This window comes from Streptomyces katrae (assembly GCF_002028425.1).
Taxonomy (GTDB): Bacteria; Actinomycetota; Actinomycetes; order Streptomycetales; family Streptomycetaceae; genus Streptomyces; species Streptomyces katrae_A.
Genome location: NZ_CP020042.1, coordinates 848877 through 872020, shown reverse-complemented (window position 1 = coordinate 872020; position 23144 = coordinate 848877). Strand labels below are relative to the sequence as shown.

The 23144-nt window shown below is 74.4% G+C and carries 20 protein-coding genes and 1 pseudogene; 11 read left to right on the top strand and 10 right to left on the bottom strand.

Annotated features, from left to right (window positions below):
- Positions 1-31: 31 nt before the first annotated feature.
- Positions 32-832 carry an ATP-grasp domain-containing protein gene (locus B4U46_RS04015; protein ID WP_079424127.1) on the bottom strand — a complete coding sequence of 267 codons (801 nt, stop codon included), beginning with the start codon at positions 830-832 and terminating at the stop codon, positions 32-34.
- Positions 829-1740: an ATP-grasp domain-containing protein gene (locus B4U46_RS04010; RefSeq protein ID WP_079424125.1), complete on the bottom strand. Its 912-nt coding sequence runs from the start codon at positions 1738-1740 to the stop codon at positions 829-831. The genes B4U46_RS04015 and B4U46_RS04010 overlap by 4 nt, the downstream gene beginning before the upstream one ends.
- A 234-nt stretch (positions 1741-1974) precedes the next feature.
- Between B4U46_RS04010 and B4U46_RS04005 the strand changes: the two genes are divergently transcribed.
- The 8 genes from B4U46_RS04005 to B4U46_RS03970 all read left to right on the top strand — a co-directional run bounded on the left by B4U46_RS04005 (position 1975) and on the right by B4U46_RS03970 (position 9943).
- Positions 1975-3603, top strand: coding sequence for a sensor histidine kinase (locus B4U46_RS04005; protein ID WP_079424123.1), 1629 nt, complete (start codon positions 1975-1977; stop codon positions 3601-3603).
- Positions 3600-4001, top strand: coding sequence for a roadblock/LC7 domain-containing protein (locus B4U46_RS04000; RefSeq protein ID WP_045948273.1), 402 nt, complete (start codon positions 3600-3602; stop codon positions 3999-4001). Before B4U46_RS04005 ends, B4U46_RS04000 begins: the two co-directional genes overlap by 4 nt.
- Positions 3998-4354, top strand: a complete 357-nt coding sequence (locus B4U46_RS03995; RefSeq protein WP_079424122.1) for a DUF742 domain-containing protein — start codon at positions 3998-4000, stop codon at positions 4352-4354. The genes B4U46_RS04000 and B4U46_RS03995 overlap by 4 nt, the downstream gene beginning before the upstream one ends.
- Entirely contained in the window at positions 4335-4943 is a 609-nt protein-coding gene (locus B4U46_RS03990) for a GTP-binding protein (protein WP_079424120.1), read from the top strand. The genes B4U46_RS03995 and B4U46_RS03990 overlap by 20 nt, the downstream gene beginning before the upstream one ends.
- A gap of 104 nt (positions 4944-5047) precedes the next feature.
- On the top strand, positions 5048-6277 hold the full coding sequence (locus B4U46_RS03985; protein ID WP_079424119.1) for a cytochrome P450: 1230 nt from the start codon (positions 5048-5050) through the stop codon (positions 6275-6277).
- Positions 6274-7524 (top strand): cytochrome P450 family protein, encoded by a 1251-nt coding sequence (locus B4U46_RS03980; RefSeq protein ID WP_079424117.1) that lies wholly within the window; start codon positions 6274-6276, stop codon positions 7522-7524. Before B4U46_RS03985 ends, B4U46_RS03980 begins: the two co-directional genes overlap by 4 nt.
- Positions 7525-7579: 55 nt before the next feature.
- Positions 7580-8311, top strand: coding sequence for a hypothetical protein (locus B4U46_RS03975; protein ID WP_045948268.1), 732 nt, complete (start codon positions 7580-7582; stop codon positions 8309-8311).
- Positions 8312-8770: 459 nt separating this feature from the next.
- Positions 8771-9943 carry an alpha/beta hydrolase family protein gene (locus tag B4U46_RS03970; protein ID WP_079424116.1) on the top strand — a complete coding sequence of 391 codons (1173 nt, stop codon included), beginning with the start codon at positions 8771-8773 and terminating at the stop codon, positions 9941-9943.
- Positions 9944-9981: 38 nt separating this feature from the next.
- On the opposite strand, the gene B4U46_RS03965 is transcribed toward B4U46_RS03970, so the two are convergent.
- From B4U46_RS03965 to B4U46_RS03955, 3 genes are all read right to left on the bottom strand, one after another.
- Complete coding sequence (locus B4U46_RS03965; protein ID WP_079424115.1) at positions 9982-10704, bottom strand: zf-HC2 domain-containing protein; 723 nt, start codon at positions 10702-10704, stop codon at positions 9982-9984.
- Positions 10701-11306, bottom strand: coding sequence for a sigma-70 family RNA polymerase sigma factor (locus B4U46_RS03960; protein ID WP_079424113.1), 606 nt, complete (start codon positions 11304-11306; stop codon positions 10701-10703). The genes B4U46_RS03965 and B4U46_RS03960 overlap by 4 nt, the downstream gene beginning before the upstream one ends.
- 83 nt (positions 11307-11389) lie before the next feature.
- Positions 11390-12364, bottom strand: a complete 975-nt coding sequence (locus B4U46_RS03955) for a DUF1996 domain-containing protein (RefSeq protein WP_237292614.1) — start codon at positions 12362-12364, stop codon at positions 11390-11392.
- A gap of 173 nt (positions 12365-12537) precedes the next feature.
- Here B4U46_RS03955 and B4U46_RS03950 point away from each other — a divergent pair, with 173 nt between their 5' ends.
- The 3 genes from B4U46_RS03950 (at position 12538) to B4U46_RS03940 (ending at position 18522) form a co-directional block, all read left to right on the top strand.
- Positions 12538-13284 carry a DUF1838 family protein gene (locus B4U46_RS03950; protein WP_079424112.1) on the top strand — a complete coding sequence of 249 codons (747 nt, stop codon included), beginning with the start codon at positions 12538-12540 and terminating at the stop codon, positions 13282-13284.
- Between the two features lie 440 nt (positions 13285-13724).
- On the top strand, positions 13725-15500 hold the full coding sequence (locus tag B4U46_RS03945) for a S8 family peptidase (protein ID WP_185117365.1): 1776 nt from the start codon (positions 13725-13727) through the stop codon (positions 15498-15500).
- A gap of 256 nt (positions 15501-15756) precedes the next feature.
- A complete protein-coding gene (locus B4U46_RS03940; protein ID WP_185117337.1) occupies positions 15757-18522 on the top strand; it encodes a helix-turn-helix transcriptional regulator in 2766 nt (921 codons plus the stop codon).
- 5 nt (positions 18523-18527) lie between these two features.
- Here the strand turns inward: B4U46_RS03940 and B4U46_RS03935 are convergent.
- From B4U46_RS03935 to B4U46_RS03915, 5 genes and pseudogenes are all read right to left on the bottom strand, one after another.
- Positions 18528-19157 (bottom strand): annotated as a pseudogene (locus tag B4U46_RS03935) (chitinase); the annotation flags it as partial.
- A gap of 111 nt (positions 19158-19268) precedes the next feature.
- Positions 19269-19679, bottom strand: a complete 411-nt coding sequence (locus B4U46_RS03930; protein ID WP_079424110.1) for a rodlin — start codon at positions 19677-19679, stop codon at positions 19269-19271.
- Positions 19680-19808: 129 nt separating this feature from the next.
- Positions 19809-20090 (bottom strand): hypothetical protein, encoded by a 282-nt coding sequence (locus B4U46_RS03925; RefSeq protein WP_079424109.1) that lies wholly within the window; start codon positions 20088-20090, stop codon positions 19809-19811.
- A complete protein-coding gene (locus B4U46_RS03920) occupies positions 20087-20830 on the bottom strand; it encodes an HNH endonuclease family protein (protein ID WP_079424108.1) in 744 nt (247 codons plus the stop codon). The genes B4U46_RS03925 and B4U46_RS03920 overlap by 4 nt, the downstream gene beginning before the upstream one ends.
- 114 nt (positions 20831-20944) lie before the next feature.
- On the bottom strand, positions 20945-22150 hold the full coding sequence (locus B4U46_RS03915) for a substrate-binding domain-containing protein (RefSeq protein WP_237292612.1): 1206 nt from the start codon (positions 22148-22150) through the stop codon (positions 20945-20947).
- Positions 22151-23144: the final 994 nt, after the last annotated feature.

The following is a 23144-nucleotide window of genomic DNA, read 5'->3' as shown; positions in this document are numbered from 1 at the left end:
GTCCTCCGTCCAGGACCGGGGCAGGTTCACGTCAGGTCTGCCGCGCGGCCGTGGCGGCCCGGCTCAGGGCCAGGGCGGCAAGGGCCTCGGGGGCGCCGGCCTGGCCGCGGATGCCGGGGAAGGCGTTGACGTCGACGATGAGGGGCCCGTCGCCGGTCGCGATGACGTCCACCCCGTACACGTCCAGCCCGAAGACCTCGCCCACGCGCAGGGCCAGCGCGGCCCAGCCGTCCGGCAGCCGGTCCGGGCTCCGGGCCGGCTCCTCGCCGCGGACGGCGAGTTCGGAGCGGCGCAGGCCGGCGAAGACCTCGTCCCCGACCACCCACAGCTTGTGGTCCCAGCCGTCGTTCGGTGCGAACGCCTGCGTGATCACCGGCTCCCCGCCCCAGCGCGGTTCCAGCTCCCGCAGCGCTCCGGGGCCGTCGAGGCGGACCACCAGGTCGTCCTTGCGGCTGCGCCGGCTCTTGGCCACCAGCGGCCACCCCAGGTCCGCGGCGGACCCGAGGAGCGACAGGGAGGCGAAGGTGCGGGTGGCCGCGAACGGGAGCCCGGCCCCCCGGGCCAGTTCGGCCATGCCGGTGCGGTCCTGGCAGCGCTCGGTGGCGGCGGCGGAGTTCAGCACCGGCGCGCCCGCGTCCTCCAGCGCGCGGGCGAGTTCCAGCGCCGCCGGGGTCCGGGCCTTGAGCAGGTACACGTCGGCGGTCGCTGCGGGGGCCGCGGCGGCGCCCGCCCCGGGGTGCAGCACCTCCACCTCGTGCCGTCCGCCGAGCAGTGCGGCGGTGGCCGCCAGCAGCGGGTGCCCGGGGTCCGGGGTGATCAGGCCGATCCTCACGCGCCGTCCCCCGCCCGCGCCGACGCCTGCGCCGGGATGGCCACCGGCAGGGAGTACGGCCGGGCCGGCGGGCACAGCGGCGCGGACGCCCGGCCGCCGCCCGCGCGGGCCAGGTCCAGGACGGCTCCCGCCACCCGGGCCGCCGCGTCCGGAACCTGCCGGAAGCTCGGGAAGTCGTTGACGTCGACCACGACCGGCCCGTCGGGGCCCAGCAGCACGTCCACCCCGTACAGGTCCAGCCCGTACACCTCGCCCACCCGGGCGGCGATCCCCGCGACCTCGGCCGGCAGCGGCACCCGGCGCTCGCGGACGGCGGCGTCGGGGTGCAGGGGGGAGCAGCGCTCGGTGGCGTGCAGCTCCCCGTTCACGCAGTACACCTTGATGTCGGTCCCGGGGTTCGGGACGTAGGGCTGGGCGATGAGCACGCCCTCGCCCGCGAGTTCGGGGAGCAGCGCCGCGAGCCGGTCCGGCGAGGGCACCAGGTGCACCCCCCGGCCGGAGCTGCCGTCGGCCGGTTTGACCACGAGCGGGTAGCGCTCGTCCGGTATCTCCGCCAGGAGTTCGGGGCGGGCCACCGCGTACGTGGGCGGCAGGGGGAGCCCCCGCGCGCTGCCGAGGGCGGCGGCGAGCGCCTTGTCCCGGACGCCGCGGATCGAGCGGGCGTCGTTGACGGTGGTCACCCCGGCGGCGGCCGCGGCCTCCAGGAGGGTGAGCCCGGGCCCTCCCGAGACGGTCTTGAGCACCCAGGCGTCGTGCGTGCCCGCCCGCACCAGGTCGGTCATGCGCAGCAGTGAGCCGCCGGGCCGCACGACGTCCACCCGGTGGCCCCACGCGGTCAGCTGACGGATCACCTCGTTCGGCATGCCGTCATGCCGGTAGTGCTCCTCCACCAGGAAGCAGAGCCTCATGGATCTTCCCCATATTCGCCGGACGTCCGCCGTCGGTCCCGTCCGGCGAGTTGTGACGTCACAGGATGCCACGGCATAGCCCCGAAACCGCTCCAGAAGCCACCTTAGTGGGCGCTACACAGCGTGATCTTTGTCAGGGGCTTTCCTAAACGATCACCAATCCTCTTATAGTGATGCCTCGTTGCCGCAGGAACCCTCACTTCCGTATACGCCCCTTTCTTGAGGCTCTGATTGATGACGGCGTCGCCCTCTCCCCTCCGCCCCTCCGCGCTCGCCCTGCTGGTCACGGCGGTGGCCGCGGGCACCATCTCCGCGGCGGCGGTGGCCGCGGCACCGTCGGGGGTACGCCTCCCACTGGCCTGGTTCGCCGCCTTCGGCACCCTGCTGCTGGCCCTCGCCGCCTACGCCGTGACCTGGTGGGCACGCACCACCCGGCAGCTGCGCGGCAGCCTGGCCCTCCTCGCCGGGGAAGTCACCACCCGTGACGCGTACATCGCCCGGCTGACCGCCGACGCGGCCCGCGAGAGCGCGGACCTCTCCGCCGAACTCGCCCGGCTCACCGCGGACCACAGCGCCCAGATCGCCCGGCTCACCGCCGGGCACGCGGCCGAGACAGACCGGCTGACGGCGGCCCGCACCGCCGACGCGGCCCGGCTCACCGCCGCCCACGCCGCCGAACTCGACCACCTGGCCGCCGCCCAGCAGGCCACCCGCGAGCGGCTGGGCGAGGAACTGCGGCGCGCCCAGTCGGGCCGGGCCGCCGCCATGGCCGCCGCCGCCAACGCGGCCGGCCGGATGCAGGCCCTGGCCACCGGAATGCTCGCCGACCTGCGCGAGATGGAACACAAGCACGCCGACGAGGAGGTCCTGGGCGACCTCCTGCACCTCGACCACCGCACCGCCCAGGCCGGCCGCCTCGCCGACTCCATCGCCGTCCTCACCGGCGCCCGCTCGGGCCGCCGCTGGGCCAAGCCCATCGTCATGGAGTCGATCCTGCGCGGCGCCATGGGCCGCATCGGCGGCTACCAGCGCGTCCGGCTGCACTCCACCAGCACGGCCGCCGTCGCCGGGCACGCCGCCGAGGGCGTCATGCACGCCCTCGCCGAGCTCCTCGACAACGCCGCGAACTTCTCCCCGCCCACCGCCGAGGTCCACGTCTACGTGGAGGAGGTCCCGGCCGGGATCGTCATCACCGTCGAGGACAGCGGCCTCGTCATGAGCGAGCTCCAGCTGCGCCGCGCCGAACAGGCCGTCGGCGCCGAGACCCTGGACCTCGCCGGGCTCTCCGGCACCCGCCTCGGCCTGGCCGTCGTCGGCCGCCTCGCCCGCAAGCACGGCCTGACCGTCTCCTTCCGCCCCTCCGCGCGCGGCGGCACCGGCGCGCTGATGAGGATCCCGGAGGAGCTGATCAGCCACGCCCCGGCCGAACCCGTCCCGGCCCCGCCGCTCCTCGCGGCCCCGACGGCGGGACCGGCCCCCACCGCCGGACCGGACCGCGCCCTCGCACCGGGCCGCGCCCCCGCAGCGGACCGCGCCCCCGCGCCGGCGGCCCCCGCGCCCGCCCCGCGCCCGGAGGCCGGAGCATCGCCTGGCGGCCCCGCCGACCCCCACGACCCCGGACACGCCGGCCCGGCCCCGGTCCTCGGCGAGAGCGGACTGCCCCAGCGACGGCGCGGCCGTGCCCTGGCCGCCGCCCACCCCGAAGGGCCCGACGCCGCGTCACCGGCGCCCCGCACCCAGAGCGCCCCCACCGGCGCGTCCCGGTCCGCCGCCCGCTTCGGCAGCTTCCGCCAGGCCGTGCGCGACGCGCCGGCGCGGCAGCAGCCCACGAATCCCCCGCACCCGGAAGGCGACACGAGATGACCGGCTCCACCACCGACGAGAAGCTCAGCTGGCTCCTGGAAGGACTCCTGGAGCGCACCCCCGGCGCCCGGCACGCCCTCGTGCTCTCCCGCGACGGCCTCAAGCTGTGCCGCACCCCCGAGCTCTCCGTCGACCAGGCCGACCAGCTCGCCGCCATCGCCGCCGGTATCCAGAGCCTCTCGCACGGAGCCTCCATCGAGTTCGGCGACGGAACCGGCGGAGTCCGCTCCGCCATGGCCGAGTTCTACGGCGGGATCCTCTTCATCGTCGAGGCCGGCGAGGGCGCCCACCTCGCCCTCGTCGCGGCCGAGGACGCCGACGCCGGACTCGTCGGCCACAACATGTCCGAACTGGTGGAGCAGCTGAGCGAGCATCTGACCGCCAGGCCCCGGGGTTGAGCCGCGTCCGGCCGGGCCGGGACGACTCCCCGGACCGGCTCTACACCCTCACCGGCGGCCGCAGCCGCTCCGGCGGCGACGCCCTCGACCTGGTGACCCTCATCGTCGCCGAATGCGACCCCGTCCCCGGGATGCAGTCGGAACACGCGGCCATCCTGCGGATGTGCCGCCACCCCACCGCCGTCGTGGAGGTGGCGGCCGAACTGGGCCTGCCGGTGTCGATCACACGGATCCTGCTCGCCGACCTCCTGGCCGCCGGCCGCGTCAGCGCCCGGCACCCGCGGGCCACGGCGTACCGCCTTCCCGAACCCGAACTCCTGGAGCAGGTGCTCGTTGGACTCCGCAACCTCTGACCCGGGCGCGCCCCGGCAGGCACTCAGCACGACCGCCGACAACGGCCTGAAGATCGTGATCGTGGGCGGCTTCGGCGTCGGCAAGACCACCATGGTCCGCTCGGTCAGCGAGATCCGCCCGCTGAACACCGAGGAGACGATGACCCAGGCCGGCGAGGCCGTCGACCACACCGAGGGCATCGCCAGGAAGACCTCCACCACCGTCGCCTTCGACTTCGGCCGGATCACCCTCGACGCCCGCAACGTGCTCTACCTGTTCGGCGCCCCCGGCCAGGAGCGGTTCTGGTTCCTGTGGGACCGCCTGTTCTCCGGCACCCTCGGCGCGGTCGTCCTCGTCGACACCCGGCGGCTCGCGGACTCCTGGTACGCCATCGACCGCCTCGAACACCACGGCACGCCCTTCGTCGTCGCCTGCAACGACTTCGGCGGGCCCGCCCACACCCCCGACCAGATCCGCACCGCCCTCGACCTGCCGCCCGAGGTCCCCCTGCTGTTGTGCGACGCCCGCTCCCGCGAGTCCAGCAAGCAGGTGCTCATCTCCCTCGTCCAGCACCTCCAGCACCTCCGCAGCCTCCAGCCCCTCTCGTAACAGCCCCCGAGCCCCCGAGCCTCCGAGCCTCCGAGCCCCCCGAGCCCCCGAGACCAGAGCCCTCCACCGAGGGCCGTCCCCCGCACCCTCCCGGAGCCCCCGCAGTGACCAGCCCCGAGCCCCAGCCCGTCTACCTCGGCGGACCCCGCTTCCAGAGCGACCCCGCCGAGCTCTACCGGGAGATGCGCCGCGACCACGGCGCCGTCGCCCCCGTCGTGCTCGACGGGGACGTCCCGGCCTGGCTGGTCCTCGGCTACCGCGAACTGCACCAGGTCACCAGCGACCCGCTGCTCTTCTCCCGCGACTCCGGCCTGTGGAACCAGTGGGACCGCATCCCCGCGGACTGGCCGCTCCTGCCGATGATCGGCCGCAAGCAGGGCTCCGTCCTCTACACCACCGGCGAACGCCACCGCGAGCGAGCCGCCGTCATCAGCGCGGCCCTCGAATCCGTCGACCCCTTCGAACTCAGGGGCCACGCCGAACGCTTCGCCGACGAGCTGATCGACGGACTCTGCGGCAAGGGCTCCTGCGACATCGTCGGCGAGTACGCCATGCTGCTGCCGCTGCGCGTCCTCGCCCGCATCTACGGCTTCCCCGACGCACAGGGCCCCGGCCTCGTCACCGCCATGAACGACATGATCAACGGCCGGGAGGGGGCCCTGGAGGGCCAGCGCCACCTCGGCGAGTCCATGTACGCGCTGCTCGCCGCCAAGGCCGAGGCCCCCGGCCCCGACGTCGCCTCCCGGATGCTCGCCAACACCGCCGGGTTCACCCTCGTCGAGGTGGCCCAGGACCTGATGGTGATGATGGCCGCCGGACACCAGCCCACCGCCGACTGGATCGGCAACTCGCTGCGCCTGATGCTCACCGACGACCGCTTCGCCGCCTCCCTCGCCGGCGGCCGCCACAGCGTCGGCGAGGCCATGAACGAAGTGCTCTGGGAGGACACCCCGACCCAGAACGTCGCCGGACGCTGGACCACCCGCGACACCAAGCTGGGCGGCCGCACCATCGCCCGCGGCGACCTGGTCCTGCTGGGCCTGGCCGCCGCCAACGGCGACCCGCACGTACGCGCCGACACGGGCGCCCTCACCGGCGGGAACAACGCCTTCTTCTCCTTCGGCCACGGCGAACACCGCTGCCCCTTCCCGGCCCAGGAGGTCGCCGAGGTCATCGCCCGGACCGGCATCGAGGTCCTCCTCGACCGTCTCCCCGACGTCGACCTCGCCGGACCGGCCGCCGAACTGACCCGGCGCCCCTCGCCCTGGCTGCGCGGCCTGACCGCGCTCCCCGTGACCTACACCCCCACCCCCGCGCTTGGAGCCATCCGATGAGCTGCCCGATCGACCACACCGGCGCCGTCCCCGCCGCCGCCCCGATCACCCTCGACCCCCTCGTCACCGACCTCGACGCCGAGAGCGCCGCCCTGCGCGCCGCCGGCCCGCTGGTGCGCGTCGTCCTCCCCGGCGGAGTCGGCGTGTACGCCGTCACGCACCACGCCGAGGCCCGCGCCCTGCTCACCGACCCCCGGGTCGTCAAGGACATCGACGTGTGGGGCGCCTGGCAGCGCGGGGAGATCCCCCTGGACTGGCCGCTGATCGGTCTGGCCAACCCCGGCCGCTCGATGCTCACCGTCGACGGCGACGAGCACCGCCGCCTGCGCGGCCTCGTCGCCCAGGCCCTCACCGCCCGCCGCGTCGAAAGGCTCCGCGCCGGCATCGAGGCCCTCACCACCGAGGCCCTGGACAAGCTGGCGGGCCTGCCCGCGGGGGAGACCGTCGACCTGAAGGCCGCCTTCGCCTACCCGCTGCCGATGAACGTGATCAGCGAGCTGATGGGCGTGGACCCCGCCGAACACCCGCGTCTGAAGGCCCTGTTCGAGAAGTTCTTCTCCACCCAGACCCTTCCCGCGGAAGTCCCGCAGATGATGGCGGACCTCGGCGCCCTCTTCTCCCGGATCGTCGAGTCCAAGCGCGCCAACCCCGGCGACGACCTCACCAGCGCGCTCATCGCGGCCTCCGAGGACGGCGACCACCTGAGCACGGAGGAGATCACCAACACCCTCCAGCTGATGGTCGCCGCCGGCCACGAGACCACCATCAGCCTGATCGTCAACGCCGTCGTCGCCCTGGAGAGCCACCCCGAGCAGCGCGCCCTCGTCCTCGCGGGCGAGGTCCCCTGGGAGAACGTCATCGAGGAGACCCTGCGCTGGGCCACCCCCACCTCCCACGTCCTGATCCGCTTCGCCACCGAGGACATCGAGGTCGGGGACCGGATCCTGCCGAAGGGCGAAGGCCTGATCGTCTCCTTCGGCGCCCTCGGCCGCGACGAGGCCCGGCACGGGGAGACGGCGGGCGCCTTCGACGTCACCCGCACGCCCAACCGCCACATCTCCTTCGGCCACGGCCCCCACGTCTGCCCCGGCGCGGCCCTCTCCCGCCTGGAAGCCGGCGTGGCCCTCCCGGCCCTCTACGCCCGCTTCCCGCACCTGTCCCTCGCCGTCCCGCGCGCGCAGCTGCGCAACAAGCCGGTCCTGACCCAGAACGACCTCTTCGAACTCCCCGTACGCCTGCACCCCTGACCGGCGGAGGAATATCGAATGGCAGTCGTACCGGAGCCGTTGGTAGGTTGATCGCGTGCCGAAGCTGAATCAGATCATCGCAGTCGAAAAGGGCGTCAAGTCCAAGTCCCTCCAGGAGCTTTCGCAGGCTCACCACGACGTGCAGAAGCCCGCCCTGCTGGCCGGCATCTCGCGGACGTACCAGCCCAAGGACGAGGAGGGCGAGCAGCTGCCGCCCGAGTCCACCCGGGTCCAGGTCAAGGCGGAGGACGTGCTGCGGGCGACGGCCACCACCCTGACCCGCCTGTTCGACGTGACGGCGACCAAGGACTGGGCGAACCGCACCGCGGCCGCCGACGTCGTCGTCGACGGCAACGTGCTGCTCGCCCAGGTGCCGGTGCCCTACCTGCTCTTCCTGGAGAAGCAGCTGACCGACCTGCACACCTTCGTGCGCAAGCTGCCGGTCCTGGACGCCTCGGAGTCCTGGAACCTCGACCCCTCCACGGACTCCTGGAAGACGGAACCCGTGCGCACCATCCGCACCAAGAAGGTGCCGCGCAACCACGTGAAGGCGGAGGCGACGGAGAAGCACCCGGCGCAGGTCGAGGTGTACTACGAGGACGTCGCGGTCGGCTACTGGACCACGGTGAAGTTCTCCGGCGCCCTGCCGGCCCGCCGCGTCAACGAACTCCTCGACCGGGTGGAACGGCTCCAGCAGGCCGTGAAGTTCGCCCGCGAGGAGGCCAACGGCACCGAGGTCACCGACCAGCGGGTCGGGGACGCGGTGTTCGGCTACCTGTTCAGGTAGCCCCCAGAACGCCCCCTGTAGCGCAGGGGGTGCGCGAGAGCGCAAGCTGAAACCGAAGTTGAAGCTGAAACAGGGGCCGGCCCGAGTGCAGCCCCTTGAATCTCAGACTATCGCTCCAGTCTCAGCATTCGCCGCCGAACACCGGATCGACCGAGCAGGGACGATCACCGACGGATGGGGGTTCAAGTCCCTCCTGCGCCTCTGTCATGGCGCGGTAGTTCAAAGGCAGAACACGTCGGCCTCAAGATGATCCCCGCTCTTAAACGCCGCCGGTGTGCGCAATTGGGTGGCACACAGGGGCCCGGGAATTGGACATATTCCCGGGCCCCGTCACCATGTCCGGGCCGGTCGGCGGCACACCGTACGACTTCCCGGTGACGCCGGCTGCGACCGCAGGAGGACGGGGCCTCCGCCTCCGTGCCGACGAGCCGCGCCCGCCGGCCGCCTAGGCTCCCCGGCATGATCACCAGACGCCGCACCGCGGCCGCCGCAGCCTTACTCGCCCTCCTGCTCCCCGCCCCGCTCCTGGCGGCCTCCGCCGCCTCCGCCGCGCCCGCGGCCGCCGTGGACGCCCGCACCGCCGGGCCCGAACTCCCGGCCCCCACCGGCCGCTACGCCGTCGGCTCGGAGGACCTCCACCTCGTGGACCGCAGCCGCACCGACCCGTGGGCGCACACCGGCCCCCGCGAGCTGATGGTCACCCTGCGCTATCCCGCGCAGCGCGGCACCGGCCGCAACCCGGCGCCCTACATGAGCACCGAGGAGGCCCGGCTGATCCTCGCAGACAAGGGCCTCGACGCGATCGTCGACCCCGCCGCCTTCGCCGCCACCCGGGCCCACGCCCGCGTCGGCGCCCGGCCCGTCGACGGCCGCTACCCGCTGATCGTGCTCTCGCCCGGCTTCACCGTCCCGCGCGCCACCCTCACCTCGCTCGCCGAGGACCTGGCCTCCCGGGGCTACGTCGTCGCCGCCGTCGACCACGCCTACGAGAGCGCCGCCACCGCCTTCCCCGGCGGCCGGATCCTGACCTGCCTGGCCTGTGACCAGGCCCAGGGCCCCGGCGGCCGGGAGGCCGTCACCGACACCCGGGCCAAGGACGTCTCCTTCCTCCTCGACCGGCTCACCGGCCGCCACCCCGCCTGGCGCCACGCCGGCTTGATCGACAGGGGCCGCATCGCCATGGCCGGCCACTCCATCGGCGGCGGCGCCGCCCTCGCGGCCATGGCCGCCGACCAGCGGATTCGCGCGGGCGCCGACATGGACGGCGGCCTGCCCGTGCCCTATCCCGCCGCCGGGACCGGCGGGCGCCCGTTCATGCTGTTCGGTTCGGCCGCCAGCGCCCCCGGCCAGGAAACCGCCGGGAACTGGTCGGGGGCGTGGCCGCACCTCGACGGCTGGAAGCGCTGGATCACCATCGACGGCACCGACCACTTCGGCCCCACCGACTACCCGGTGCTGCGCGACCAGCTCGGCGTGCCCCACCCCGAGGCGCCGCTGCCCGGCGCCCGCACCCTGGAGCTGACCCGGACCTACGTCGCGGCCTTCTTCGACCAGCACCTCAAGGGGCAGCCCCGGCCGGTCCTGGACGGCCCCCGCGCCGACGCCCCCGAGGTCCGCTTCCACAACCCCTGACGACCCGTACGGGGCCCCGCTCCAGCGGGGCCCCGTCCTCACACCGGCACGGACACGAACGTCCGCCCCGACTCGTTCTCCACCAGCACCGCCCTCACGTCCGACGGGTCCACGGCCGCCGAGCCGTCCAGGGCCGCTCCCTTGCCCTCGCCGTGCTCCGCCGTGCCCACGACCCAGCCGCCCGCCGTGGACCGCGTACCGTCCCGGGAGACCACCACCAGGCGGCACCGCTCCCCGGCCGGCACCCCGGTCACCGCCGCCCGCACCCGGACCCACCTGGCCGCCGGGGTCACCTGCACGGTCATCCGCGCCCCGGTGCCCGGATCCGTCGCCGACGCCACCCTGGTCCCGGCCGGCGGCGACGGCGGCGCCGACGCGCTCGGCGACGGCGGCGGGGGCAGCGCGGCCGTACTGCCGGCGTCCCCGCCGAGCCGGGCCCCGGCCCAGAACACGGCCGCCAGCGAGGCGGCCGCCGCCAGTCCCGCCACCGCGCCCCGCCACCGGGTCCGGGCCGCCCGCTCGCCGCGCACCTGCCGCAGGGTCCGCTGGAGCAGCAGGTCGCCGCCCTGCGGGGGCCCGTCGAGGAACGCCTCCTCGGGCACCTCGCCCAGGACGCTCTCCATCTCGCGCAACGCGGCCACCTCCTCCCGGCACCCCGTGCAGTCGCCGACATGCTCCTCGACGCGCCGTACGTCCTCCTCGTCCAGGACACCGAGCACGTACGGTCCGAGCAGCTCCTCCTCGTGCTGCCGCGCGTTCACGCCACCACCTCCCGCAGTCCGCCGGGCTGCTGGGGCGGCCGGCCTGATCGTCTGTTCCCGCCGAACTCCTCGGCGCCGCCGTCCGTGAACACCGCGCGCAGGGCCTTGAGCGCATAGTGCGAGCGCGACTTGACCGTGCCCGCCGGAATGCCCAGGCGGTCGGCGGCCTCGGCCACGCTGTGCTGGCGGTAGTACAACTCCGTGAGCACGTCCCGGTGTTCCGGCGAGAGCCGGTCCAGGGCGCCCAGGACCGTCATCGTGTCCACCACGGACTCCGCGTGGTCGCCCGCCACGGGGGGAGCGGCCGCCGTACCGGAGACCTCCGGCGGCCGGGCCGCCCGGGCCCGGTACCGGTCGGTGATGATGTTCCGGGCCACCGTGAGCAGCCAGCCGCGCACCGAGCCCTTCCCGTTGACCAGCGCGTCGGAATGCCGCCAGGCCCGGATCAGGGTCTCCTGGACGACGTCCTCGGCGGCGGCCCGGTCGCCGGTGAGCCGCGTGGCGTACGCGAGCAGGGCGTTGCCGTGTTCCTCGTAGACCGCCCTGATCAGAGCCTCGTCGGTCGAGCCCCGCCGCGCGCGGGGCCACAGTGGTCCGGCCATTCACGCTCTCCGTCCGCCTCGTGCCTCCTGGTGCGGTCGGAACACGCCCCGGACGCGGCGGCGGTTCACGTGACCTGCGTCACTCACATCCGGCAGGCGCGGCCCTCGTTGAGGCAGGCGACGACCTCCTCCATCCGCGGGTCCGTCATCACGTTCACGAACATCGCGTGGTCGGTGAGCGGGCTGTGCCGCTGCTCGGGGAAGGAGTCCAGCGCCAGCGGCACCCCCGGCGCCACCGCGTACGCCAGGGAGACCCGCAGCTCGGGCACCGGGAAGGTGCCCTGCGCGCAGACCCCGGAGGCGGCCGGGAACGCCAGGTGGGAGCGGTGGTCCGGGGCGGCGGTGTCCAGGCCGTTCCAGCAGCTGGGGAAGACCAGCGTACGGGTGACCAGCTGGCCCGCCGGACAGCGCGGGTAGCCGGTGGTGGACCGGTCCGGCAGGCCCGAACAGCCCCAGCGGGCCCGGACCCCGGCGCCCCCGCCCGCCGTGTACGCGACGGCGTCGCCGGTGATCGCCCGCAGGAACCGGGGCATCGCCACCACCTCGCTCACGGGGCTCCCCCGGAACTCCACCCGCACCGAGGCCTCCCGCAGGATCTCGCCCGCGTTGCCGTGCCCGGCCGCCCCCTCGTGCGGTCCGCTCCCGGACCGGTCCGTGCGGCGCAGCACCGGCCAGTAGTACACGGAGCGGTCGCCGCCCGTACAGCTCGTCGCGGCGGCGGCCAGCGAGGCGTCGGTGGACAGGGCGTCCGTGGACAGGTTCCCCACGTACGCGTGCGTGTGGTGGGCGCCGGCCCGCACCCCCGGCGAGACCACCAGGTTGTCCTCGTTCCAGTGCCCTTCCTCGTTGCGCCCGCACTCCACCTCCACCGTGCCGGTGGAGGCCCCCGGCCCGGGCGCCGGTCCGGCGGGTCCGGGCGGCACGCGGCGCAGGTCCACGTACGGGCCCGCGACGGAGGCGGGCGCCGCCGCCCGTGAGGCGCCCAGGACCGCGGCGGTGAGTCCGAGGCCGAGCACCAGGCAGGCCAGCAGCAGCGGAAGCCGGTGTACCTTCCCCAAGGGGTTCCCCATGGCGGTCACGGTCGCCGGTGGTTCGTACAACCGTCAACCGGGCGAGCGTACGAGCCGCGCCCCCTTCCCTCGTAGGTCGGGACGGCGGGCGCGAAGCGGCGTACGGGAGTTGGCGCGCGGGGTGCTTGCCCGGCCGGATCCCTGCGGACAGAGTTCTCGGTATGACACCGGACGACCTGCTGCGCGACTTCGCCCGCACCCGGGCCTCCCTCGACGGAGAGGAGGTCGTCTACTGGTGGAGCGGCGACGTCCACTCCTGGGCCCCGGGCGAGCCCTACCGGCGCCTCTTCGGCTTCGAAGGGGTCAACGTCTCCCGGCTCCTGGCCGACGAGGAGGAAGGCGGCTACCGGCTGCTCTCGCGCGAGGCCGCCTTCTACCTCGACCCCGCCACTCGGGAGATCCTGGAGACCTGGCAGGAAAAGCCCGTGGTCCACGTCTGGAACGACCCGGCCAACCTGCGCCTGCGGCCCTTCCCCGTCCCCCGGACCGAACTCGGCGGCCAGGTCTGCTTCAGCCTGGAGATCCCCCTCGCCTACCCCTCCCCGCTGCCCGTCGCGCTCTACCCGCTGAACTCCGCCGACGACACCTACCGGGCCCTGGAGCTCTTCCAGTTCTTCGCCCCCGCCGAGGCCTTGTCAGGCGGGGCGCCGAGCGTCCCGGCGACCATGTCCTGGACGCGGATGTCCCCCTGGCTGCCCTGGATGGAGCAGGGGCAACGCCCTGGCGGCCTCACCTTCCACTGCCGGGGCGTGAAGCTCGGTTCCTACGCCGAGGTCCCCGAGCGCACCCGCGCCTACATCGGCGGCCGGCACCCGGAGTTCGCGCACGCCCCGGAGAAGTGGAGCGAGCCGAACGAGACCAGCTGGACGTACTTCCGCGCCCTCCACCCGCGCGGCAACCCCGAGTAGTCCGCCGGCCGCCCGGGCGGTGGGGGCGGCCGGCCACTCGTTGCGTGCAGATTGCACAGGTGTTTCACAGGGGTTCCACAGCCTTCCCCAGGGTCCGGACAAGGGTTTTCCCTGTATCGGGTTCATCCCCGCGTTGCCTACTGTCTGCCCACCGGCGGTCTTCCGCACCCCGAACTGCCCCCGCACCAACCCCACATGGTGTGAAGCCGTCCGTGGAGGCGCGGATCGCCGGTACACGCAGTCGCCCAGCCCCGCCGTTGCGGCCGGGCGACGAGAAGCGCGCGGCGGCGACCGGGGCGGTATGACCAGCCCTCCCGGTCCCGCGGCGCCGGTTCCACCTCCCACACCGCACACACCGGCCGCTCCGGCCTGCCCGGAAACGGCTCGTAAAGGGGAACACCGTGCACGCACCCCGACGACGGCTCATATCCGTCGTGGCCATGTCCGTCACCCTCCTCGCAGGCTCCGCCACCGCCGCCGTGGCCGTGACCCCCGCGAGCGACCCGGCCGCCCATACCCTCCCGAACGCGGCGGCCCCCGCTGCCCCGGCCACCGCCCCGGTCGAGAACCTGATCGTGGGCTACAAGTCCTCCGCCCCGGAGGCCGGCTCCAACACCGCGGCCGCCGACGACGCCAGCGCCAAGGGCAAGAAGGCCGGCAAGAAGGCGAAGTTCGACCGCCGCCTGGGCACCGGAGCCGCGCTCGTCAGCCTGGGCGGTGCGACCGCCCCGGCCGACGCCGCCAAGGTGATGGACCAGTTCCGCGCCGACCCGGACGTCGCCTACGTCGAGCCCGACTCCCGCGCCTATGCGATGAGCACCCCGGACGACACCGAGTACGCCAAGCAGTGGGACCTCTTCGAGCCCACCGCCGGCATGAACGTGCCCGCCGCCTGGGACAAGACCACCGGCTCCGGCGTCACCGTCGCCGTGATCGACACCGGCTACGTGGCCCACTCCGACGTCGCCCCCAACATCGTCGCCGGCTACGACTTCATCTCCGACTCCACCGCCGCCCGCGACGGCAACGGCCGCGACAACAACCCGGCCGACCAGGGCGACTGGAGCGCCGCCGGCGAGTGCGGCACCGGCTCCAAGGCCAGCGACTCCTCCTGGCACGGCACCCACGTGGCCGGCACCATCGCCGCCGCCACCAACAACGGCAAGGGCGTCGCCGGCATCGCGTACAACGCGAAGATCCAGCCCGTCCGCGTCCTCGGCAAGTGCGGCGGCGCCACCTCGGACATCGTCGACGCCATCACGTGGGCCTCGGGCGGCACCGTCGCGGGCATCCCGGCGAACGCCACCCCCGCCAAGGTCATCAACATGAGCCTCGGTGGCTCCGGCACCTGCAGCGCCAGCTACCAGAACGCCATCAACGCCGCCGTCGCCCGCGGCACCACCGTCGTCGTGGCCGCCGGCAACAGCAACGCCGACGCGAGCTCCTTCACCCCGGCCAGCTGCAACAACGTCATCACCGTGGCCGCCACCAACCGCACCGGCGACCGCTCCTTCTACTCCAACTACGGCGCCAAGGTGGACGTCTCCGCCCCCGGCGGTGAGACCCGCCGCGCCACCGACACCCCCGGCACCGTCACCACGCCGGAGAACGGCATCCTCTCCACCCTGAACAACGGCACCACCACCCCCGGCGCGGAGATCTACAAGCCGTACCAGGGAACCAGCATGGCCGCCCCGCACATCGCCGGCCTCGCCGCGCTCCTCGTGGCCGCCAAGCCCTCCCTCACCCCGGCGCAGGTCGAGGCCGCCATCAAGGCGGGCGCCCGCCCGCTGGCCGGCACCTGCACCGGCGGCTGCGGCGCCGGCCTCGCCGACGCGGCCGCGACCGTCAACGCCGTGACCTCCACCCCCAGCACGCCGTTCTTCGAGAACACCGCGGACTTCGCCATCGCCGACAACACCACGGTGGAGAGCCCGATCACCGTCAGCGGTGTGACCGGCAACGCCCCGGCCGCCCTCAAGGTCGGCGTGAACATCGCCCACACCTACATCGGTGACCTGAAGGTCGACCTGGTCGCCCCCGACGGCACCGTGTACACCCTGCACAACCGGGCCGGCGGCAGCACCGCCAACATCAACCAGACCTACACCGTCGACGCCTCCTCCGAGGTCGCCAACGGCACCTGGAAGCTCCGCGTGAACGACAACGCGGCCGGCGACACCGGCAAGATCGACTCCTGGAGCCTCGGCTTCTGATCCCCGCCGGACCCCACGCACCACTGCCCGGTCCGGACGCCCGCCGGAGTCCCCCACCTCCGGCCTGACGGGGCGATAGTACGGACCAACCCAGCCCGTGGACCTGCCGATACCTCCCGTACCGGCAGGTCCGCGGCGCATTCCTGTCGCCCGACTGAATTCTGCGTCACAATCCGGGTCCGCCGGGGGGCGGACCTCGTATTGTCGCCTCTCACAGGAAGGGCAGGACCGGGGAGCGAAGGGCTGGTGGCTGTGCGTGGCGGCGACGGGGCACGCTGACACCAACGTCGGACACGGCGTACTCATCGAGGCCGTCGGCCGCGCGCTGACCACGCACGGCCGCGCCGTCCTCACCGGCCCCGCCGGAGCCGGCAAGACCGAGGTGGCCCACGCCGTCGCGGCCGCCGCCGAAGCCCGCCGCGAGACCGTCCTGCGACTCGCCCCCGAAGCCGCCGACCGGCACATACCCGAGGCCTGCGCCGCCGCCCTCCTCGCCCGGGTCCCCCGCCCCGTCCTCGACCGCCTCGCCGGACCCCAGCGCACCGCCATCGCCCTCCTGCGCCGCGAGACCGACGCACCCCGCGCCGGACGCGACCACGTCGCCCTGCGCCTGGCCCTCGCCGAGGTCCTGCGCACCCTCGCCGCCCCCGGACCCCTCCTGCTCCTCGTCGACAACGCCCAGTGGCTCGACGCCGAGAGCGCCGACCTGCTCCGCTTCGCCCTGCGCCTGACCCCGCCCCGGGTGCGGGTGCTCGTCGCCGAACGCGCCCAGGACGGCGCCCCCGCCGCCGAAACCCTCTGCGGCCCCGGCGCCCCCGCCGTCCGCGTCCCCGCCCTCGGCGCCGACGAGGTCGCCGAACTGCTGCTCCGCCACGGCCTCCCCGCCCGCCTCGCCGGCCGCATCCACCAGGCCAGCGGCGGCAACCCCCGCCTCGCCCTCGCCCTCGGCCACTCCCTCGCCGAAGCCGCCGGGAGCCAGGGCGGCTGCGCCCACCACGCCGACCCCCTGCCCGTCTCCGGCCAGGCCCGCGAGGTCGCCCGCCGGCTCCTCGCCGAAGCCCCCGCCCGGACCCGCCCCACGCTGCTGCTCGCCGCCCTCGCCACCCGCCCCACCACCGCCCTGCTGCGCCGCGCCGGCCGCCCCGACGCCGAAGCGGAACTCGCGGAGGCCGAACGGGCCGCCCTGGTCACCGTCGGCGAGGACGGAGCCGTCTCCTTCACCGCCGGCGCCCTGCCCACCGCCCTGGCCGCCGACGCGGGCTGGCCCGAACGCTCCGCCGGGCACGCCGCCCTCGCCGCCGCCGTCGGCGACCCCGTCCAGGCCGTACGCCACCGCGCCCTCGCCGTCGACGCCCCCGACGCGGAACTCGCCGCCGAGATCACCCGCGCCGCCGACGCCTGCCGCCGCCGCGGCCAGCGGGCCCTGGCCGCCGAACTCGGGCTGCTCGCCGCCGAGCGCACCCCGGCGGACCTGCCCGCCGAAGAACTCGCCCGGCTCGTCGCGGCCGCCGAGGACGCCGGCTGGGCCGGCCGCGCCGACCTCGCCCGCCGTGCCACCCGCGCCGTCCTCGCCCGGGACGCCTCACCCGCCCAGCGGGTACGGGCCCGGCTCGCCGTGATCGACGCCGCCGGGCAGGCCCTGGCCGCCCTCGACGAGACCTTCGCCTTCGCCTGCGCCGAGGCCGACGCCGCCGACGACCCCTCCCTGCTGGCCGCCGTACAGCTGCGCATCGCCTGGAAGCACAACCTCAGTGACGGGGACCCCGTCCGCTCCCGGGACGCCGCGGCCGAGGCCGGGGCCCTCGCCAAGGCCGGGGGAGACCAGGTCGCCGAAGCCATGGCCCTGACCGTACGGGCCCGTATGGGACGCATCCTCGCCGACCCCGACGCCGAGGACATCCTGGCCGAGGCCCTTGCCCTGCCCGCCCCCGAGGTCCCCCTCGGCATGCGCAACGCCCCCCAGTACCTCGCCGTCCGCCACGCCCTCTTCGACGACCGGCTCGCCGACGCCCGCAGCCGGCTCCTCGTCCTGCTCCCCGCCGTCCAGCGCACCGGCTCCGCCGAGGACGTCTTCGAGGTGCTGCGCAGCCTCACCGAGGTCGAACTGCGGCGCGGGGCCTGCGTCCTGGGCGCCGCGCACGCCCGCCGCGCCCTGGAACTGACCATCGAGGCGGGCCTCTCCCCGGGACCCGCCTGGTACGTCGCCGCCACCGCCGAGGCGGCCGGCGGCAGCTTCGCGCGGGCTGCCGCCTACGCCCGCCGCGGCATCCGCGCCTCCGAGGAGGAACACGACCAGGTCTTCCTCTCCCGGGGCCTCTACGCCCTCGGCACCGTCGAACTGGCCACCGGCGAGGCCGCCAAGGCGGTGGCCACCCTGCGCCGGGTCGCCGAGCTGGAGGAGGCCCAGCAGGTGGTGGACCCCTCCATCCTGCGCTGGCACGGGGAGCTCGCCGAGGCCCTGGTCGCCGCCGACGACCCGGCCGGGGCCGTAGCCCTCCTCGATGCGGTGACCCCCGTCGCCCGCGCCCTGGGACGCACCCCCGTGCTCGCCGCCCTGGACCGGGCCCGGGGGCTCGCGCTGTCGGCGCAGGGCGAACCGGAGCCCGCCGTCGCCCTGCTCCAGGCCACCGTCCAGCGCTTCGAGGCCCTGGGACTGCCCCTGGAGCGGGGCCGTACGCTGCTCGCGCTGGCCCGGGTGGAACGCCGGCGCCGCCGCCGGGCGCCGGCCCGGGCCGCGCTGCGCGACGCCGCCGAGGTGTTCGAACGGGCCGGGGCGCAGCCGTGGCTCGCCCTGGCCCGGGAGAACGCCCCCGAGACCTGCGTCCCGCACCCGGGGGCGGCGGCGCTGACCGACGCCGAGGCCCGCCTCGCCCTGCTGGTCGGCGGGGGCGCCAGCAACCAGGAGGCGGCCGCGAAGCTGTTCCTCAGCGTCAAGACCGTCGAAGCCCGGCTCACCCGGATCTACCAGAAGCTCGACGTCCGCTCCCGGGCCCAGCTGGCCACCGCGCTGCGGGGCCACTGAAGGGGTCAGCAGCTCAGGCCGGCCCCCGGGGTGACGCCCAGCAGCCGGGTGAAGGCCTGGTACTTGTCCACCCGGCTCTGCACCTGCGCCGGGTTGCCGCCGTTGCACTCCAGGGCCCCGTTGATGGAGCGGATGGTCTCGCCGAAGCCCGCTCCGTTGACCATGGCCGCGTGCGCGGTCATCGTGCCGGGGCCGTTCTGGGTGTTCCAGTACCAGAGCGCCGTCTTCATCGCGACGGCCGGGTCCTGCTCGACGAGGTAGGGGTTGGCGACCAGGTTGATGCCGAGGGCGTCGCCGGCGGCCTTGTAGTTGAAGTTCCAGCTGAGCTGGATGGGGCCGCGGCCGTAGTACGCCGCCTGGCCGGCCGGGCAGCCGTAGGGCTGGGAGGCGTCGCAGTAGTGCGGGTAGTTGGCGGTGTTCTGCTCGACGATGTACACCAGCCCGCCGGTCTCGTGCGAGACGTTCGCGAGGAAGGCCGCCGCCTCGCGCCGCTTGACGGTGTCGTCCCCGGTGTGGGCGAACGCGGGGCATGCGGAGAGCGCCGCGACCAGGCCGTTGTAGGTGGAGAAGGGGTTGCGGTCCGGGAACATCTGGTTGAACTGGGCCTCGCTGACCACGAACCCGGACGGGTTCCCGGTGCCCGGGGTCTCGCCCTGTCAAGGTCTAGACCAAACTTCATGTGCGGCGCGGAGAAACGCCGGAGCGGCGTGGCGACCGCGTCGCCACGCCGCTCCGGAACCGCTGGATCAGCTGCCGGCCGACACGTTCCCGGACAGGATCGGGATGTTGGACAGGATGTGCGAAAGGGTCTCGTCACCCTTGGCCTGGGTGGAGTTCTCGGTGCACTGCTGGTTCTGCGGGTTGGAGGCGATCGCGATGTCCTGGATGCCGACGTTGACCGCGGAGAGCACGGACTGGACGTTGACCTTGGCCGGCAGGGCGACGCAGGCCTTGTTCAGCGAGCCCTGGATCGCGCTGAGCTGGGGGCTCATCGCCCCCGAGGTCTCCTGGTTGCCGTAGATCTGCTGCGAGCCGTTGCCGTTGACGGTGTTGACGCCGTTGTCGTTGCCGATCGCCATCGCCGGGGAGGCCGCGAGGGCGCCCGTGCCCAGGATGGAGGCGGTGACCGCAGCGGTGGCCATGAACTTCTTGAGCATTGGTGATCCTTCTGTCGCATGAGCTGTCCCCGGCGGGACGTCTGGATCAACTGCGCCCGGCGCCAGGGGTTATCGCCCGTCACCCGAGCGGCCCAACGGCCCGTCCGGAACGGATGCTCGGACGGCTGCTCAGACGGGCGGCGCGGGAGCTTCGGCGCCGCCCCCCTCGCGGATCGCCCGCAGTGCCGCGATGTGCAGTGCGTAGGGGTCGCCGTGCGCCGCCGGGCTGCCGGTGAGGGTGTACCACTCGTCCGCGTCGGTGTACTGCACCTCGAAACGGACCGTGCCGTCGGGGCCGCCGGTGGTGCGCAGCGTCAGCGGGCCCGTGATGACGCCGACCTCGTCGGTCATGGCCCCGCCGGGGCCGGCGAGGACCTCGTCCTGCCACTGGTACTGGCGGGGGCCGGTCATGCGGCGCAGGTGTCGATCATGGTGGTCAGCATGGCCCTCTCGGCTTCGGTGACGGTCAGCCCGTAATGGGATTTGACGGTGGTCCAGGCGCGCCCGTACTGGCACCAGCTCGACTTGTCCGAGGGCTGCCACAGGTCGGGGCTCTGGTCGCCCTTGGAGCGGTTGGAGGCGGCCGAGACCGCCAGCAGCTGGGGGCGCGTCAGGTCGTTGGCGAAGGCCTTGCGTTTGGCCGCGTCCCACGCTGCCGCGCCCGAGCGCCAGGCCTCGGCGAGCGGGACCATGTGGTCGATGTCCAGCTTCGACGCCTCGTTGACGGTGACCCCGTCGTACAGGCTCTTCCAGCTGCCCTTCACGGCCCGGCACTCGGAGTCGCGGGCGACGTCCTTGCCGTCGCGCTGGAGGACGACCTCGCGGGTGTCGCACTTGTCGCCCTGCTCGGCCCAGTGCGTGAACTTGTCGCGACTGTACCCGGCCATCGTGCCGGGCCTGCCCGTCGGCAGGGCCGCCAGCTGGGCGCGCGCGACGGCCGCGCCCACCATGCCGGGCAGCACGTCGCCCGGGGCCGGCTTGGCGTCACCGGCCGGGGGCGCGGAGGAGGCGGACGGTGCGGGGCTCGCGCTCGCGGCCGGCCCGTCCGGGGCCTTCCCGTCCCCCTGGCCCTTCGGGCCGCCGCACCCGCTCAGCCCGAGCAGCAGCACCGCGGCCACCGCCCCGGCGCGCACCCCTGTCTGACGACCCATGACAACCCACCCCGCCCTGACGGAACCCGCACACCGACCCGGGAAGACTACCCATAACCGGACAACCAACCCCGCACCGGCCCCGGGACGCGGCGCCGCGCCCCCCGCCCCTGTTCACCCGCCGTGCCAGATCCTCCGGTACGCCTCCCGGTAGCCCTTCGGGTCCCAGGACGCGGCCCCGCCGCTGTTGCCGGCCGTCACCACGTGGACCGGGGCGACGTAACCGCTGGCGGGCCGCCCGGCGAAGGCGCGGTTGAACTCGTCGACGGCCTGCCACCCCTGCTGGGACAGCGGTTCGGGGACGGTGGCCGCCTGGAACCCGTGGCTGTTGATCCGCTGGAAGGCGGACGGGTCCCCGTCGCCCGCACCGATGTTGAAGGGCGGCCCCCCGCCCGGGCGTCCGGCGGCGCGCAGCGCGGGGGCGGCGTCGGCGAAGTACAGGTCGTTGATGGCGACGGAGTCGGTCCACCGGTCCCCGAAGCGCGCCAGGAGCGAGGAGACCTCCTGGGGGGTGCGCTGCCCGGCGTCCGGGATGGGGATGTTCTCCGTGGCGAGCACGTCCACGCCCGGGCAGCCGGCGAGCCGCCGTCCGATCAGCTCCGCCTTGGTGCGGGCGAAGGGGATGGAGTCGTCGGTGAAGACGACCACTCCGGCCGCGCCGCCGGAGCGGGCGATGACCCAGTCCGCGCTGATCCCCGCCACCTCCTCCACCCTGGTGGTGATGTTGGTGAACAGCCGGGGCTCCGTGCTCGGGCCGGGGGAGCCGACCGCGTGCCAGCCGATCAGCGTGATGCCCTGGGCCTGCGCGTGCGCCGTCTGCTGCTCCGTCAGCCGCGGGTCGAAGCCGCCGATGACGATGCCCGAGGGCCGCAGGGTGACCGCCTGGCTGAGCGCGGCCTGGATGCCCGCCGGGCTGCCGTCCCCGTCGATCACCCGGACCTGCCAGCCGATGGCGGCGGCGGCCTCCCGGACCCCTTCGGCAACCCCGGCCACCCCGGGGTTGGTCATGGTCTGGGCGACGTAGACCAGGGACTTGCCGGGGACCGCCGCGGGGCCGGTGGTGGGCCCGTTCCAGCCGGTGTCCGTCTGCTCGGCCCGCCGGACCGCCTCCTTCGCCCGGGCGAGCGCAGCCGGGCAGCGGGCGCCCGGGGCGGTGGCCGAGGGGTGCGCGGAGCCGCCGCCCCCGCAGCCCGCTGCGAGGGCGGCGGCGGCCCACAGGGCCGCGGCCGCGAGGAGGCGTTTGCGGTTCGGGTACACGGTGCTCCTGATCAGGGATGCGCGGGGGCTGGTGGTGCGCGGGTGGCCGGGGGGAGCCGTCATCGGCGGGAGGGGCGGGACCGGCCGCCGCGGGGCGGGCGCGCAGCCGTCGCCGCGCCGCGTACCCGGCCAGGCCGACGGCCAGCAGCAGCGTCCCGCCGTTGAACAGCGGGGTGGCCCAGAAGTCGGCGCCGAGCTGGCCGATCCCGGCGAGCCCGACGGCGAGCACCCCGACCGCCACCAGGGTCCCGGGTGCGTTGGCCCGGCCGGGTCTGACGGTGGTGGAGCCCAGCAGGGCGCCGACGAACGCGGGCAGCAGGTAGTCCAGTCCGACGCTCGGGTTCCCGGTCTGCTGCTGCGCGGCGAGCAGTACCCCGGCCACCCCCGTGACCAGGCCCGAGGTGGCGAACGCCCAGACCGAGTACCGGCGGATGGGGATCCCCAGGACGGCGGCGGCACGGGGGTTGGAGCCGGTGACGTACAGGTACCGGCCGAAGGGCAGCCGTTCCAGCACCGCCCACAGCAGCACGGCGGCGGCCAGCACGTAGAACGCCGGCAGCGGCAGACCGAGGAACGTGGTGTCGTACAGGGCGGTGAAGGAGGGCGGCAGTCCCTGCGGGCCGGGCACGATGCGGCTGCCCTTGGTGAGCCATCCGGTGAAGGCGTACATGATGCTGCCGGTGCCCAGCGTGGCGATGAAGGAGTCGATCCGGGCGAACTCGACGACGATCCCGTTGACCGCGCCGGCCAGCGCTCCGCCCGCGACCACGGCCAGGCAGGCCAGTGCCCAGGGCGTGCCCGTGTCGACGACGAGGTGCATCACCAGGACGTGGGCCAGGCCCAGACCGTAGCCGAGGGACAGGTCGAACTTCCCGGTGGCGATCGGGACCGTGGCCCCCAGGGCGAGCAGGGCGGGGATCGACTGGTTGGACAGGATCGAGGACACGTTCTCCCGGGTGGGGAAGGTGTCCGGCAGGGCGAGGGAGAACGCCAGGAAGAGCAGGAGGCCCAGGGCCGGCAGGCCGTAGCTGCCGACGACGTGCCCGCGCGGGGACCA

Coding starts and splice junctions, on each gene's coding strand:
- B4U46_RS04005 (WP_079424123.1), top strand. CDS start 1,975: ATGACGGCGTCGCCCTCTCCCCTCCGCCCCTCCGCGCTCGCCCTGCTG.
- B4U46_RS03920 (WP_079424108.1), bottom strand. CDS start 20,830: ATGGGTCGTCAGACAGGGGTGCGCGCCGGGGCGGTGGCCGCGGTGCTG.
- B4U46_RS03915 (WP_237292612.1), bottom strand. CDS start 22,150: ATGACGGCTCCCCCCGGCCACCCGCGCACCACCAGCCCCCGCGCATCC.
- B4U46_RS03960 (WP_079424113.1), bottom strand. CDS start 11,306: ATGGCCGGACCACTGTGGCCCCGCGCGCGGCGGGGCTCGACCGACGAG.
- B4U46_RS03925 (WP_079424109.1), bottom strand. CDS start 20,090: ATGACCGGCCCCCGCCAGTACCAGTGGCAGGACGAGGTCCTCGCCGGC.
- B4U46_RS03945 (WP_185117365.1), top strand. CDS start 13,725: ATGTCCGTCACCCTCCTCGCAGGCTCCGCCACCGCCGCCGTGGCCGTG.
- B4U46_RS04010 (WP_079424125.1), bottom strand. CDS start 1,740: ATGAGGCTCTGCTTCCTGGTGGAGGAGCACTACCGGCATGACGGCATG.
- B4U46_RS03950 (WP_079424112.1), top strand. CDS start 12,538: ATGACACCGGACGACCTGCTGCGCGACTTCGCCCGCACCCGGGCCTCC.
- B4U46_RS04000 (WP_045948273.1), top strand. CDS start 3,600: ATGACCGGCTCCACCACCGACGAGAAGCTCAGCTGGCTCCTGGAAGGA.
- B4U46_RS03970 (WP_079424116.1), top strand. CDS start 8,771: ATGATCACCAGACGCCGCACCGCGGCCGCCGCAGCCTTACTCGCCCTC.
- B4U46_RS03930 (WP_079424110.1), bottom strand. CDS start 19,679: ATGCTCAAGAAGTTCATGGCCACCGCTGCGGTCACCGCCTCCATCCTG.
- B4U46_RS03980 (WP_079424117.1), top strand. CDS start 6,274: ATGAGCTGCCCGATCGACCACACCGGCGCCGTCCCCGCCGCCGCCCCG.